Genomic DNA, 13,002 nt, shown 5'->3' on the forward strand with positions numbered 1-13,002 from the left:
GTAGTGCGCGGTCAGGAGCGCGGGGGAACCTCGATGCTCCGGTCGTTGCGGGGCGCGCGGCCGAACCAGCGGCGGTACGCGTGCGAGAAGCTGGTGACATCGGAATAGCCGAGCCTGCGGGCCACCTCACTGATCGAATGGCCCGCTTCGAGTAGTTCGGTCGCCGCCTCCTTGCGTACTTCGCGGACGATCGCGCGGAAACTGGTCGCTTCGGCGCTGAGATGACGGTGCAGGGTCCGGTCGGTCATCGCGAGTTCCCCGGCGACGGCCCGCATGTCCGGCGGCGCGCTGAGATCCCGGTGCAGGATCGAGCGGATCCGCCAGGTGAGCCCGGTGACCGCGGTGCGGGATTCGAGCATCCGCTCGCACTGCTCGACGCAGTAGCGCAGCATGTCCCGGTCCGCGGTCGGGATCGGGAGTTCGAGGTAGCCGAGTGGCAGCGCGACCTCATCGCTCGCGCTGTCCAGCAGCACATCCCGGGTGGTGGTCAGCACCTTGCCCGCGGTTTCCGGGAGCCTGGGCAGCCGGGTCCGCACCCGTGCGTCGAATTTCGGCAGGCCGCCACCGGAGAGCACGGACAGGATGTGGATGAATCCCGCGAAATCGCGGCCACAGAAGAACATCCGGACATCGGCCGGAATGTCCGATCCGTCGAAGACCAGGACGATGTCCGCATCCGTGCGGCGTGTGGTGAAGCGATGGAAACTGCCGCTGAGCCGGGTGAATCGTTCGCCGATCTCGATCGCCTCGCGGATCGTGGGGCAGGAAAGCAGGGCGAACCCGAGCGGCCCGGAGCTGCTGAACGTGAACCGCTGACCGGTCTCGATGCCGAGCTCCCCGCCCGCACCGAGGCGCCGGATTAGGTTCCGTACGATGATCAGCTCCTGGTACCCCTCGATCAGGGCGTCCTGGCTGCGCAGGAAGTCCGGGGTCAGTCCGGTCCCGGAGAGACAGTCCGGCTCCGCGAGTCCGTGTGCGGCCGCCGTGTCGAGGATGTGACGGGTCGTGGCCGTGGAACGCGGATAGTTCCACCAGGCCGAACCTTCGTCCCGGGCGGACATTGTCTGATTCTACCAAGTAATTGTCCGAAGGGGACCTTTGTCGGTGCTGCTGACGCTCAGTAGTGTCACTTCGGGAGTATCGGACCCGCACGAAATATTTTCATTTGGTGGAGTGTGAATTTGTTTGATACCGAGTCGTTCGAATCAATGATCAGGGTGGAAACACAGGGTTTCATCGAGCGCGAGCTGAGCGCACCGGAGCGCGGTTCCGGTGCGGTCGGCGGGTTGCGGATCGACCGAGCGCATCTGGTCCGGATCGAACGGCTGCTCCGGGATCAGGCAGCAGGGAAATTGTTACGGGAGGGTTTCCACGAGCTGGTCGTGCACGGGACGAAAAACGGTGGCTGGCGGAAAGGCGCGGAACGGCTCGGGCTGGCCGGCGGGCGCGCCGGATTGTCCGAGCACGAGCTCTCGGTGGTGTTGACGAGCATCATGATGGCCGGGGAAGTGCTCGGCGAGCTGTACCCGTTCCAGGAGGGGATGGCGCTCGCGGCGGGCGCACTGCTGGCCGACGGCACCTTCAGCCAGCAGTGCGGCCATGTTCCGAAACTGCTGGCCGGGGTGGAGACCGGCGCCTGGGCTCCGCTGGAGTCCCGGGTGGCCGGCCGGGCGCGCGAGGTGACCGTGCGCCGCGATGGCGATGTCTTCGTGCTCAACGGCGTCACCCGCGCGGTCACCACACGCTGCGGGGCCGATCTGCTCGTGCTCGGCGCCCGGCTGACCGAGAGCCAGGGCAGGGAACCCGGCTGCTATCGCTCGCTGCGGTTTCTCGTCGACGGGGAGACGCCCGGGGTGGAACAGGCCGTGCCCGAGGACGTGGCCGGGGTGCCGATGGGGGCCGTGGTGCTGAGCCAGGCCAGGATTCCGCGGGAGCGGATGCTCGGGCCCATCGCCGCGGACCGGGGTGACGAACGCCTGCGCGGGCGCGCGGTCCGCGCCTTCGCGCGCGGCTGCCTTGCCTCGCTTTCGCTGCGCATGCTCGAGGCGGGGAAAACCGGGCAGGCGGAGGGGAAAACCGATCGCGGTTCCCTCGGCAGGGTCGGGAGTCCGGGGCTCAGGGGCTGATCGCGAGGAACACGAATCCGGCGAACAGCGCCAGATGCACCCCGCTCTGCAGCAGCGTCGCCCTTCCCGGAACCACGGTCAGCGAGCCGACGACGACGGTCAGTGCGAGCAGCACGGTGTGCGTGGCGTCCAGGCCGAGCACCAGCGGTCCGCGCAGCCAGATCGAGGCGACCGCGATGGCGGGAATGGTGAGCCCGATACTGGCCATGGCCGAACCGAGGGCGAGATTCAGGCTGGTCTGCATCCGGTCCCGGCGCGCCGCGCGCACGGCGGCCAGGGTTTCCGGAAGCAGCACGAGCAGTGCGATGATCACCCCGACCACCGCCTGGGGGAGCCCGGCAGCGGAGACACCGGCCTCGATGGTCGGCGAAACCGCCTTGGCGTCCCCGACCACGGCGATCAGCGAGACCAGCAGCAGGCCGAGGCTGATCAGTGCCGCCTTGGAACTCGGCGGGTTCGCGTGTTCCTGCTCCTCGAGCGGGGTTCCGTCCGGGGAGACCGGCAGGAAGTAGTCGCGGTGCCGCACCGTCTGCATGGTGACGAACAGTCCATAGAGGATCAGCGAGGCGACCGCGGCGAAGGTGAGTTGTGCCGGGGAGAACGCGGGACCGGGGGTGCTCGTGGTGAAGGTCGGCAGCACCAGGCTGAGCGTGGCCAGGGTGGCGACCGTGGCCAGCGCCCCGCCGGTGCCCTCGGCGTGGAAGGACACGGTGCGGTGCCGCAGTGTCCCGGTGAGCAGGGCGAGCCCGATGATCCCGTTGCAGGTGATCATCACCGCGGCGAACACGGTGTCCCTGGCGAGGGTCGCCGATTTCGCGCCACCGTCGGCCATCAGCGTGACGATCAGGGCCACCTCGATCACGGTCACCGCGACCGCGAGCACGAGTGAGCCGAACGGTTCACCGACCCGGTGCGCGACCACCTCGGCGTGGTGCACCGCGGCGAGGATGGCCCCGGCGAGGAACAGCGCCACGAGCCCGGCGACGGCGGGATGCAGCGTGCGGCCCCAGGTGGCGATGAGCGCGACGATCGCGAGCAGGGGAACCCACAACGTCCATCGCGCCGTCACCGCCCGGATCACCGTGCTCATCCGCGGACTCCTCCCGTAGCCGAATCGTGTCCAGGCTCCAGGATGTCATGCCGCTCGCCGGGGCTCGGGTATTGCGCTGGTCCGGGCGGGTCAGGACTTGCGCGCGCCGTCCGGATGCAGCACCGGGAATTCCTTCTGCCACGCGGTGATGAACTCCGCACTCGGGCGGATCGCCTTCGGATCCTGCTGGTCCGCGTACTGCTTCTCGCCCCACTGGGTCGCCGCCGAACGCTGCTGCGGGCTGCCGTGATCGTCCTGGCAGTCGCCGATGGAGGAGCTGAGTTCGTTCGCCTTGCCCTGGGTCGCGCTGTCGAATCCCATGCCGTTCGGGTGTGTCACGAAATACCCGGAGAACGCGTCCGCGCCCATTTCCAGTGCGGGACCGCTCGCAGCGTAATTGTTCGCGAACTGATTCTGGTGACCGTATTCGTGCGCGAGTACGACGGGAACACCGATCGAGCCGAAACCGAATTTGGCCGCGGCGTCCAGGATTCCGTCGCCGAGTTCGATGCGCTTGTCCGGGCCGGGTGCGGAATAGGCGTTGAAGGTGAGCACCGGATTACGGCCGTTCTTCAGTTCCGGGATCTTGGTGAGCACCGACCGCACGTCCGCGGCATCGGTCTTGGCCTGTTCCGCGCCGTCCACGAGCGAGAACAGTTTCGTCACCTTGGCGGAATCGGCCAGATCGGTGCCGTGCGCGGGAACCAGCTGGATGTCCTTGCTCTGGATGTCCCAGAACGAGCGGAGTTTGTCCATGGTCTTGGTGCTCTGCCCGGTGTACTGCCCGTCGGTGCCGAACTTCTGGTCCGGCCCTTGTTCGGCCACGCTTCCCGCGTAGTCGAAAGCGAGGCTGCCGAGCAGGTCCGAACCCTGTTGCTCGGTCTCGGACATGGCCTTCTTGAGCTGGTCCGCCCAGCCGAGCAGCGCGCCGGGAGTGCAGCCCGCGCGGCTTCCGGACCCGGTGTCCAGCAGGCTGTTCCCGGTCTCGGTGCGAATCCCCTTGGCCTGCAAGCCTTTTTCCAAGCGGGTGACGTCCTGTTTCAGTTTGTCCACCGCGGCTTTCAGCCCGGGAGCGTCGCCTCCGGTGGCCGCGCCCGCGGTGCCGATCGATCCGGCGATCGCGATCGAGGCGATGGCCACGGCGGTACCCACTCGCACACCAGCTCGCATACTCGTCCTCCACACTCCGCCCCGGTGACCGGGCGTCACCAGGTTTCCGAGCAGACTCTGCGGGAGGAAGTCCGCGCGGAACACCCGGCGCTGGGTGGGTACCTGTTCACCGAAAGTAGCCCGCGAGCCGTTCGGGACATTCCGCCGTCGATCACCGGAACAGACGTGCAACCGGCCCTGCGCTGCGGCGAACGGGCGTGTGCGGCGCCGCGAACGGCCGCGCCCACTGCGGCATTCGGCCTACCCCATTCGGCGCGCGCGGATGCTCACGGCGGATCGGCGAGCCCCGTCCGGTAGGCCGAGATCACCAGCTGGGCGCGGTCGTGCGCGCCCAGTTTCGCCATGGACCGATTGACGTGGGTCTTCGCGGTCGTCGGGCTGATCGACAGTGCACCGGCGATCTCGGCATTGCTCAGTCCCGCGGCCACCAGGCGCACCACATCGCCCTCCCGTTCGGTGAGCCCGTGTCCGGTGTGCCCGGTGAGCCGGGGCGTGCGGCGGCTGGTGTAGGCGTCGATGAGGGTGCGGGTGACCGTGGGGGCGAGCAGGGCCTCGCCCGCGGCGACCACGTGGATCGCGTTCCGCAGTTCGGCCGGATCGGTGTCCTTGAGCAGGAAACCGCTCGCCCCGGCATCGAGTGCGGCGAAGATGTTCTCCTCGGTGTCGAAGGTGGTCAGCACGATGATCCGGACCGCGGCCGTTTCCGGGGCGGCGAGCAGTTCCCTGGTGGCCGTGATGCCGTCCTTGCCGGGCATCCGGATGTCCATCAGCAGCACATCGGGGCACTCGGTGCGCGCGGTCCGCACGGCCTCCTCCCCGGTTGCGGCCTCGCCTGCCACGGTCAGCTCCGGATCGCGGTCCACGAGCACCCGCAGCCCGGTGCGCACGATGGCCTGGTCGTCGGCGATCAGTACCCGGACGGTCATGCGGCGCGGTCCGTTCCGCGCGGTTCATCGGGGGCGCAGGGGAGTTCCGCGTGCACCCGGTACCCGCCTCCGGGCAGCGCCCCGGTGCGCAGTTCCCCGCCGATGGCCGTGACCCGTTCGCGCATGCCGAGCTGGCCGTATCCCTGCTCCGGGGCGGATTCCGCGGTGCCGCGACCGTCGTCGGTGACCGAGACGGTGAGCGCCGTGCGCCGGTAGCCGAGTGCGATGCGCACCGAACCCGCCTCGGCGTGCCGGATCACGTTGGTCAGCGATTCCTGCACGATCCGGTACCCGGTGACCTCGACGGCGGCGGGCAGCGGGCGCGGGATCCCGGTCACCTCGGTGCGCACCAGCAGTCCGGTGCCGCGCGCGGTGTCCAGCAGTTCCGTCAGTTCGCCGAGCCTGGGCGCGGGCGCGGGGTCCCGGTCCTCGCCGGTGCGCAACAGTCCGATGGTGGCGGCCAGTTCCGCCCGCGCGTCCCGGTAGGCGGTGCGGACGGCGGTCAGCGCGGTACGGCAGGTGTGTGGATCGTCCTCGAGCGTGTCCGCGGCGACCGAAGCCTGTACGGCGGCCCCGGCCAGGGTGTGCGCGAGCACATCGTGCAGTTCCCGCGCGATGCGTTCCCGTTCCCCGGCCATCCGCGCGGCGGCCTCCCGCTCCCGTTCCCTGGCGATGAGCCGGGCGCTGGTGTGCCGGTTGCGCACGGTCTCACCGAGCAGCACGAGCGCGGCGAGCAATCCGGCCTGGGGCAGTGCGGTACCGAGCGCATGCGCCACCGGGGTGCCCGCCTTGACGACCGGATACAGCGCCGTGCCGAGCACGGCCAGGCCCGCGCAGGCGCCCGCGGCCCGCAGGTGCCCGGCGCGTGCCGCGGAGTACAGCGGAACGGCGAGCGGCACCACGGGGGAGAGATCGGTGCTCGCGGTCGCGTAGAAGACGATCATCAGCCCGAGCGAGCCGAACAGCACACCGAGCGGTGCCCGGTGGCGCAGCGGCAGCAGCAGGCCGGGGAGCGCCCCGATGCCGCAGGCGAGCGCATCCGGTGTTCCGGTATTGGGCGCGGCGATGATCTGCAGTTCGATGGCGGTCACCACCACCAGCATCAGCGCCACCTCGGTGCGCGATCTGGGGAACGGCATCGGAGTCGCGGTCACGGCACAACGGTATGTCCCCGCACGGCACCGGTCATCGTCCGGCCGCGGTATCCGCTTCCCGCCCGGCTACCGCGAGCGCGGTACGCCGAAGTGTCCGCGGCCGGACGATGCGCGAACCGGGTGCGCCGGGGAACACTCGGCGATGACTCACCAAGATCAACTTATGGAGATGGAATGGCGCAGCGCAGCCGTTTCTGGCCGTGGACACTGGCCCGGATCGTGCTCACCGTGCTGGCACTCGCGGTGATCCTCGAACCGGTGCTCGCCGGCCGGTTTCTTGCCGGGGACTACCCGATGCTCGGCATGCACGAGGTCGTGGCGCGGGTGGTGCTCCTCGGATCGGTGCTACTGATCCCGATCACCGTGCTGGCCTGGCGGATTGCGGGCAGCCCCGGATGGCTGGCGTTCGCCGCCGTGGCGCTGACCGTGCTCGTACTCGGGCAGACGGTCCTCGGCTACACCCGTGCCGCAGGGGTGCACATCCCGCTCGGGGTGGCGATCCTCGTCCTGACCTGCCGGCTGACCTGGCTGGTGTACACCAAGCGGCCCGCGGAATGCCCGTCCTGGCGCGCGGAACCGGAGCAGGCATGAACACGGTGTCCCGCAGGAAAATGTTCGGACTGCTCGGTGGTGCGGTGGCGATCGGCGCCGCCGGGATCACGATTCCCTCGATGGCCGGGGAAGTGGAGATCGGGCGGCTGCTGCCGAGCCGGGTGCGGTTGCCCGCGCCGTTCGGTGTGCGGCTCCCGGTGCCGCCGGTACTGCGCCCGGGAACGCATCCGCGCTATCCCGGCGCGGACTACTACGAGATCACCCAGCGCGCCGCGCACCGGGAGATACTGCCCGGGCTGCGCACCGAGATCTGGGGCTACAACGGGATTTTCCCCGGACCGACGATCGTGTCCACACGGGACAGAACCACCGTCGTCCGGCAGACCAACGCCCTTCCGGTGCCCACCGTGACCCATCTGCACGGCGGGCACACGCCACCGGAATCCGACGGGTTCCCCACCGATCTGGTGTTCCCGCAGGGGAGCCCGCCCGATATCGCGCAGCGGATGCCGAGGATGGCCGATATGCCCGGCATGGGCCCGGATCCGCAGGCGCGGACCACGATCGGCAGCCGGGACTACGTCTTCCCGATGCACCAGCGCGCGGCCACGCTGTGGTACCACGACCACCGGATGGGATTCACCGCTCCGGATGTGTGGCGCGGTCTCGCCGGTTTCCACCTGATCCGGGACCGGGAGGAGGACGCGCTGCCGTTACCCAAGGGGGACAAGGACATTCCCCTGATGATCACCGACCGCTCGTTCGCCGCCGACGGTTCCTTCCGTTATCCCGCACTGGATCCCAGCCTGTTGCGAACCCCCGGAGTGCCCGGCGAATACATGGCCGGGGTACTGGGCGACGTGATCCTGGTCAACGGTGCGCCGTGGCCGGTCGCCGAGGTTTCCGCGAGCCGGTACCGGTTCCGGATCCTCAACGCCTCCAACGCGCGCCGGTATCGGCTCACCCTGGATCCGCCCGGTGCGCTGACCCAGATCGGTTCGGACGGTGGGCTGCTCGAGCGGCCGGTGCACCACGAGCGGCTGGACATCGCGCCCGCCGAACGGTTCGACGTGGTGATCGACTTCGGGCGGTACCGGGTCGGCCAGGAAATCACCGTGCGCAACGAACTGGGTGACGGCAGCACCGCCGTCGTGCTGCGATTCCGGGTCACCCACCGGGAATCCGATGACACCGCGATCCCGGAACGGCTCGCCGGGTTCGGTCCGATTCCCGCGCACGAGGCGACGGCGACGAGAGATTTTCTCTTTCAGGACAGCGGTTCCGCCGGGTGGACCATCAACGGCCTGCCCTTCGATCCGGTGCGGCCGGTGGCGACCGTGGGACTCGACGCCACCGAGATCTGGCGGTTCACCACCGATTTCCACCACTCCGTGCACGTTCATCTCGTGCAATTCCAGGTACTGTCCCGCAACGGGCGCGCGCCAGAGCCGTACGACGCAGGCTGGAAGGACACCGTGGATCTGCGCCCCGCCGAACAGGCCGCGGTGATCGCCCGGTTCACCGACTATCCGGGTCGCTATGTCATGCACTGCCACAATCTCGAGCACGAGGACATGTCGATGATGGCTACCATCGCGGTACGTTGAGCGTGGTTCCGGTCCTCCCGGCGAGCGAGGCGCCGCAGATGACGGCTTCATCGCTCGCCTCATGGTTCCGGTGTTCAGGATTCGGGCGTGAATCGGACGAAGGACAGATTCCTGCCGACCTCGCGGTAATCCTCGATGCTGCCGTCGACGGCGAAACCCATGAAGCGCACCAGCCGCCGTGCCGCCCGCGGATGCCGTGCCGCGTAGTCGGCCATCACTTCCGCGCCCTCCTCGGTTTCGAGCGGCTCGGCGAGGGCGGGCATGGCGCGATTGCCGACCTGGATCCGTGCCCGCGGGGTGGCCAGCACATTGCGGTACCAGGCGGACTTCCGGCCGAATCCCGAGCAGGTGAAATAGCTTCCGGTGCGCTCATCCCTGCCGACCACCTCGATCACCGCCTGGCGCGGTTTCCCGGACACCCGGCCGGTGTGTGTCAGCAGCAGCATCCGCGAGCCGAGCAGCCAGCCCAGCCGCAACCGGTAGAGCCGGATCGGCAGGCGGAACAGCAGGCGGGCGAGTCCGGTCGGCGGAGCTGGTTTCTTGATGACCTGCATGACTCTCCTCGGTGCCCTCGCCTCGATGTTTAGGGCGATCGCCCAATTTGGGCACATGCCCAAATGTACCCGAACCCGTGGTGCTTCGCCAGTTCGGACGGTCGGTCGGCCGGTTGTCGGGGAAGCTGGTGACCCGCCGATGTTTCTGTCGTCCTCGGCAAGCACGCCACCACTTGCCGAGTGGTCGTCCTGCGCAACGCCGTCGTGGCCTTTGTTCCGACATTCCATCAGACAAGACCTAGCCCCGAACGCGGTCTGCTCGGCTGCCGAATTGCCGGTAGCCAGGTGGGGTGAATTCGGGTTTGCCGTGCTGAATGTGGACTTCCCATTCGGCGTTGTGGATCAAAGTGTGGTGGTAGGCACAGAGCAGCACCATGTTTTCTTCGGTGGTGAGTCCGCCGTTGGCGTGGTGCTGAATATGGTGCGCCTGGGTGAGAGCTGGTGGTTTATCGCAGTCGGGATGCGCGCAGCCCTGGTCGCGAGCGATGAGCCTTCGGCGAAGCTTCGGTGGCGCGGTGCGGTCGCGGCATCCCATGTCGAGTACTTCGCCCTCGCCGCCGAGCACGGTGGGGATGATTCCGGCATCACAGGCGATGCGGCGCAACTGTGCGGCGGGGATGGTGGCGCCGTTCATGGTGGTGGCTTGTCCGATGCCGTCGCGCAGGCTCATTTCGGTCATGGTGACCAGGATGGTGAAAGGTTCGCCCCCGTTTTCGGGAAGACTCTCCGGATTCGCGGCCAGTTGGACGATCTCGGCAAACGCATCCGCGTCCCGTTCACTCGGCAGTGGACCTTCCGGGCTGCGGGTTTTGCCCAGCGCATCAAGGATGCTACGTAGTTTCAATCCGGTTTCCTGGTCCAGGTGGCCTTCGATGAGCCAATCACTGTTGCGCTGCTGCAGCCGGATTTCTCGGCGTGGCCGCGAGGGTTCGTGGTCATTGGTTCCTGGCCATCCGGGTCGAGGCGGGCGCGCAGCTCCCGGATCGGGCGATTCAATCCACGTGGCCCGGTCTCACTGGCCACCGTGGCCAAACACTTCTCGGCGATCGGCCAGGATTCACCGGTCAACACATCGGCGGGCAACTCCGCGGCGAACTTCCGGATCCGGTCCACATGCTCGCTGCCGAGATCCCCACGCGCATAGGCTTCCGCGGTATTCGGCAGATCCGGGGACAACGGTTCACCGCTGATCCCCAACGCCCCGAACAGAGACCGCGCGCGCTCGGCAATCCGCCGCGCTTCAGCCAAACCCGCCCGTGCCACGTCCTCGACCATCCGCGCGGGCGACCCCCAATATCCGAATTCCACCGGCGCACCATGCTTGTCAAGCAGCGCAACAAGATCCAGGATTTCCGCTTCGGTACGCCACAGCATCGTGAACCGCTCACCAAGTTCGGCAAGCATCTCCCGATTCGAGAGTACAACTCCATTTTCCCCAGTGTTCATAACATCTATACTAGCATAATTGGCTTTGCTGAGCGACTACGGCTTGTCCGAGAAATATCGAGCCCAAGCGATGGCGGCATTGAGCGCAGCGGCTGCGCGGTAGGCGAGCGCACTGGATGGAGAGAGCGCGCCATTGTTCGAGGTCGGCGAAGCAGGCTGCAGAATGACTGCGCGGATCCCACGCTTGCCTGGTTGTGCTGTCCGGGAACGTGGTTATGGAGTGAACTATCTACAGAGTCCGGTCCGGACCGTGACGCTAATCCTCGGTCATCAGCTGGCACAGTGGCCCGGCGACGCTCCGGATGTCGAAATCGGGGTCGACCGAACCGTGCAGGGCCAGTCCGTCCAGCGCGGCCCCCAGTAGTGCCGCGATGGGCTCGGCCTGATGGTGTTTCCCGTGCGCGCACAGCCACTCGGCGACCTGGCCGCGGAAATCGGCGAGGACGGCCGCCAGCTCGGTGCGCAGCCCCGGATCGCGCCCCGCCGCGAGGAACGCCTCGACCAGTGGGAGCGAGGCGGAATGGTGACCGCTGTACCGGGACAGCTCGTCGAGCAGCCAGTGCATCCCGGTCTCGATGTCGTCGTGCGCGGTGAGCGCGGCCGTGGTCTCGTCGAGCAATCGCCGTACATAACCACCGCAGGCCTGGCTGAGCAGTTCGGCGACCGAGGAGAAGTGGTAGTGCACCAGGCCGGGATTGACTCCGGCGCGCTCGGCGACAAGACGTGTCGTCACGCCACTCCAACCGAGCTCGCCGACCAGCTCGACGGCGGCGGCCAGCAGCCGTTCGCGGGTCGCGCGGCCGCGTCCGGTCGCCGTATCGGACACGGGTTCCTCCTGGGCGATCACCTTGGTTGTCCGCCCAATCCTAGCCCTTGCTCAACATACATACCGCATGTATGTTTATGGCAACCGCACCCAGGAGGTCGCCATGGCGCAGCACACCGAGGCACTCGGCCCGGCACACGAGGTCACCGTGGGCGGTACCCGGATCCGCTATCACGACACCGGCAGCGGGCCGCCGATGGTGTTCGTGCATGGGGTGTTCGCGAATGCGGATCTGTGGCATGAGCTCGTCCCGCAGCTCAGCGCGGCCGGGTACCGTTGCCTGGCCCCGGACTGGCCGCTCGGTTCGCAGGAGATCCCGGCACTCGGCCAGGATCTCGCCCCGTCCGCGGTCGCCGATCTGATCGCGGGGTTCCTCGCCGAACTGGATCTCGAGGATGTCACCGTGGTCGGGAACGACACCGGCGGCGCGCTCACCCAGCTGCTGTTCACCCGCCATCCGGAGCGCATCGGCCGGGTGGTGCTGACCTCCGCGGACTGCTATGAGCAGTTCTTCCCGGGATCGCTGAAACTGCTCACGCTGTTCGCGCGGATTCCCGGATCGATGCGGGTGCTGACCGAGCTGTTGCGGTTCTCCGCGCTGCATCCGCTGGCCTACGGCATGTTGAGCAAGCGAGGTGTTCCGCTGGATGTGCGCGAGTCGTTCCTGGCTCCCGCGCGGAACAATGCGGCGGTGCGCCGGGATCTGCGGCGGTTCAACGCGGGCGTGCACCGCCGGTACACGCTGGCGGCGGCGAGCGAGTTTCCCCGGTTCACCAAGCCGGTGCTGCTAGCCTGGTCGGGTGCGGACCGATTCTTCCCGAGCAGCCTCGCGCACCGGCTCGCCGGTGACCTGCCGAACGCGAGCCTGCGATTCATCGCGGATTCGTACACGTTCAGTCCCATTGACCAGCCGCAGCGTCTGGCCGAGCTGATTCTGGAGTTCGCCGGCCAGCATGCCCCGTCGTAGCCAAGTCGACCGCTCCCGCGAGACGAAGACCGCGCTGATCGCGACCGCTCGCGAACTGTTCGGTGCGCACGGCTATGCCCAGGTGTCCGCCGAACAACTGGTCATGGCCACCGGGCTGAGCCGAGGGGCGTTGCACCATCATTTCGGCGACAAGCGGGGACTTTTCCTCGCTGTGCTGGAACAGATCGAGCAGGAGATCACCGCGGACGTCGCCGAGGCGATCCAGGGGCAACCGGAACTGTGGCAGGGCATGGTCGCCGCGCTGCGCTGCTATCTGGACAGCTGTCAGCGCCCGGAGGTCATCCAGATCACGCTCACCGACGCGCCCGCGGTGCTCGGTTGGAAAGCGTGGCGGGAACTGGAGACCGAACACGGGCTGGGGCTGATCACCGAGGCGCTGCGCGGCGCGGCCGAAGCGGGAATCCTGCGCCCCGCACCGATTCCCGCGCTCGCGCAACTGCTGCTCAGCGCGATCATCGAGGTGAGCCTGATCATCGCCAACGCCGAGGACCCGGAGCAGGCCCGAGCCGATGCCGAGCAGTCACTGCTGCTGCTCGTCTCCGGCCTGCTCCAGTCCTGAACTC

The 13,002-nt window shown here is 68.0% G+C and carries 14 protein-coding genes; 5 read left to right on the top strand and 9 right to left on the bottom strand.

The window, feature by feature from the left end:
• Nucleotides 1–11: 11 nt before the first annotated feature.
• A complete protein-coding gene (locus tag AD72_RS04240; RefSeq protein ID WP_051897880.1) occupies nt 12–1,061 on the bottom strand; it encodes an AraC family transcriptional regulator in 1,050 nt (349 codons plus the stop codon).
• A gap of 156 nt (nt 1,062–1,217) precedes the next feature.
• Here AD72_RS04240 and AD72_RS04245 point away from each other — a divergent pair, with 156 nt between their 5' ends.
• A complete protein-coding gene (locus tag AD72_RS04245) occupies nt 1,218–2,126 on the top strand; it encodes an acyl-CoA dehydrogenase family protein (protein WP_156365044.1) in 909 nt (302 codons plus the stop codon).
• Here the strand turns inward: AD72_RS04245 and AD72_RS04250 are convergent.
• The 4 genes from AD72_RS04250 to AD72_RS04265 form a co-directional block, all read right to left on the bottom strand.
• Nucleotides 2,116–3,216 carry a calcium:cation antiporter gene (locus tag AD72_RS04250; RefSeq protein ID WP_031465055.1) on the bottom strand — a complete coding sequence of 367 codons (1,101 nt, stop codon included), beginning with the start codon at nt 3,214–3,216 and terminating at the stop codon, nt 2,116–2,118. The two genes, AD72_RS04245 and AD72_RS04250, sit on opposite strands and share 11 nt — an antisense overlap.
• A 90-nt stretch (nt 3,217–3,306) precedes the next feature.
• Nucleotides 3,307–4,386 carry a hypothetical protein gene (locus AD72_RS04255; RefSeq protein WP_031465056.1) on the bottom strand — a complete coding sequence of 360 codons (1,080 nt, stop codon included), beginning with the start codon at nt 4,384–4,386 and terminating at the stop codon, nt 3,307–3,309.
• A 266-nt stretch (nt 4,387–4,652) separates the two neighbouring features.
• On the bottom strand, nt 4,653–5,312 hold the full coding sequence (locus AD72_RS04260; RefSeq protein WP_031465057.1) for a response regulator: 660 nt from the start codon (nt 5,310–5,312) through the stop codon (nt 4,653–4,655).
• Complete coding sequence (locus AD72_RS04265) at nt 5,309–6,466, bottom strand: sensor histidine kinase (RefSeq protein ID WP_051897884.1); 1,158 nt, start codon at nt 6,464–6,466, stop codon at nt 5,309–5,311. Before AD72_RS04265 ends, AD72_RS04260 begins: the two co-directional genes overlap by 4 nt.
• Before the next feature lie 174 nt (nt 6,467–6,640).
• On the opposite strand from AD72_RS04265, the gene AD72_RS04270 reads away from it, so the two are divergent.
• Both AD72_RS04270 and AD72_RS04275 read left to right on the top strand, forming a co-directional pair.
• On the top strand, nt 6,641–7,057 hold the full coding sequence (locus AD72_RS04270; RefSeq protein WP_051897886.1) for a hypothetical protein: 417 nt from the start codon (nt 6,641–6,643) through the stop codon (nt 7,055–7,057).
• Nucleotides 7,054–8,625: a multicopper oxidase family protein gene (locus AD72_RS04275; protein WP_031465060.1), complete on the top strand. Its 1,572-nt coding sequence runs from the start codon at nt 7,054–7,056 to the stop codon at nt 8,623–8,625. The genes AD72_RS04270 and AD72_RS04275 overlap by 4 nt, the downstream gene beginning before the upstream one ends.
• Nucleotides 8,626–8,699: 74 nt before the next feature.
• Here the strand turns inward: AD72_RS04275 and AD72_RS04280 are convergent, their stop codons facing one another.
• From AD72_RS04280 to AD72_RS04295, 4 genes are all read right to left on the bottom strand, one after another.
• Entirely contained in the window at nt 8,700–9,179 is a 480-nt protein-coding gene (locus tag AD72_RS04280; RefSeq protein WP_031465061.1) for a nitroreductase family deazaflavin-dependent oxidoreductase, read from the bottom strand.
• Between the two features lie 238 nt (nt 9,180–9,417).
• Nucleotides 9,418–10,086, bottom strand: coding sequence for an HNH endonuclease signature motif containing protein (locus AD72_RS38090; protein WP_343123697.1), 669 nt, complete (start codon nt 10,084–10,086; stop codon nt 9,418–9,420).
• Nucleotides 10,020–10,625 carry a DUF222 domain-containing protein gene (locus tag AD72_RS37490; RefSeq protein WP_343123696.1) on the bottom strand — a complete coding sequence of 202 codons (606 nt, stop codon included), beginning with the start codon at nt 10,623–10,625 and terminating at the stop codon, nt 10,020–10,022. The genes AD72_RS38090 and AD72_RS37490 overlap by 67 nt, the downstream gene beginning before the upstream one ends.
• A 256-nt stretch (nt 10,626–10,881) precedes the next feature.
• Nucleotides 10,882–11,451 (bottom strand): TetR/AcrR family transcriptional regulator, encoded by a 570-nt coding sequence (locus tag AD72_RS04295; RefSeq protein ID WP_031465063.1) that lies wholly within the window; start codon nt 11,449–11,451, stop codon nt 10,882–10,884.
• A gap of 103 nt (nt 11,452–11,554) precedes the next feature.
• Here AD72_RS04295 and AD72_RS04300 point away from each other — a divergent pair, with 103 nt between their 5' ends.
• Together AD72_RS04300 and AD72_RS04305 are read left to right on the top strand one after the other, a co-directional pair.
• Nucleotides 11,555–12,418 (top strand): alpha/beta fold hydrolase, encoded by an 864-nt coding sequence (locus tag AD72_RS04300; RefSeq protein WP_031465064.1) that lies wholly within the window; start codon nt 11,555–11,557, stop codon nt 12,416–12,418.
• Nucleotides 12,405–12,998, top strand: a complete 594-nt coding sequence (locus tag AD72_RS04305) for a TetR/AcrR family transcriptional regulator (RefSeq protein ID WP_031465065.1) — start codon at nt 12,405–12,407, stop codon at nt 12,996–12,998. The genes AD72_RS04300 and AD72_RS04305 overlap by 14 nt, the downstream gene beginning before the upstream one ends.
• The last annotated feature ends 4 nt before the right edge of the window (nt 12,999–13,002 follow it).

Source organism: Sciscionella sediminilitoris (genome assembly GCF_000737195.2).
GTDB lineage: Bacteria > Actinomycetota > Actinomycetes > Mycobacteriales > Pseudonocardiaceae > Sciscionella > Sciscionella sediminilitoris.

Coding starts and splice junctions, on each gene's coding strand:
- AD72_RS04240 (WP_051897880.1), bottom strand. CDS start 1,061: ATGTCCGCCCGGGACGAAGGTTCGGCCTGGTGGAACTATCCGCGTTCC.
- AD72_RS04250 (WP_031465055.1), bottom strand. CDS start 3,216: ATGAGCACGGTGATCCGGGCGGTGACGGCGCGATGGACGTTGTGGGTT.
- AD72_RS04255 (WP_031465056.1), bottom strand. CDS start 4,386: ATGCGAGCTGGTGTGCGAGTGGGTACCGCCGTGGCCATCGCCTCGATC.
- AD72_RS04260 (WP_031465057.1), bottom strand. CDS start 5,312: ATGACCGTCCGGGTACTGATCGCCGACGACCAGGCCATCGTGCGCACC.
- AD72_RS04270 (WP_051897886.1), top strand. CDS start 6,641: ATGGCGCAGCGCAGCCGTTTCTGGCCGTGGACACTGGCCCGGATCGTG.
- AD72_RS04275 (WP_031465060.1), top strand. CDS start 7,054: ATGAACACGGTGTCCCGCAGGAAAATGTTCGGACTGCTCGGTGGTGCG.
- AD72_RS04280 (WP_031465061.1), bottom strand. CDS start 9,179: ATGCAGGTCATCAAGAAACCAGCTCCGCCGACCGGACTCGCCCGCCTG.
- AD72_RS37490 (WP_343123696.1), bottom strand. CDS start 10,625: ATGAACACTGGGGAAAATGGAGTTGTACTCTCGAATCGGGAGATGCTT.
- AD72_RS04300 (WP_031465064.1), top strand. CDS start 11,555: ATGGCGCAGCACACCGAGGCACTCGGCCCGGCACACGAGGTCACCGTG.
- AD72_RS04305 (WP_031465065.1), top strand. CDS start 12,405: ATGCCCCGTCGTAGCCAAGTCGACCGCTCCCGCGAGACGAAGACCGCG.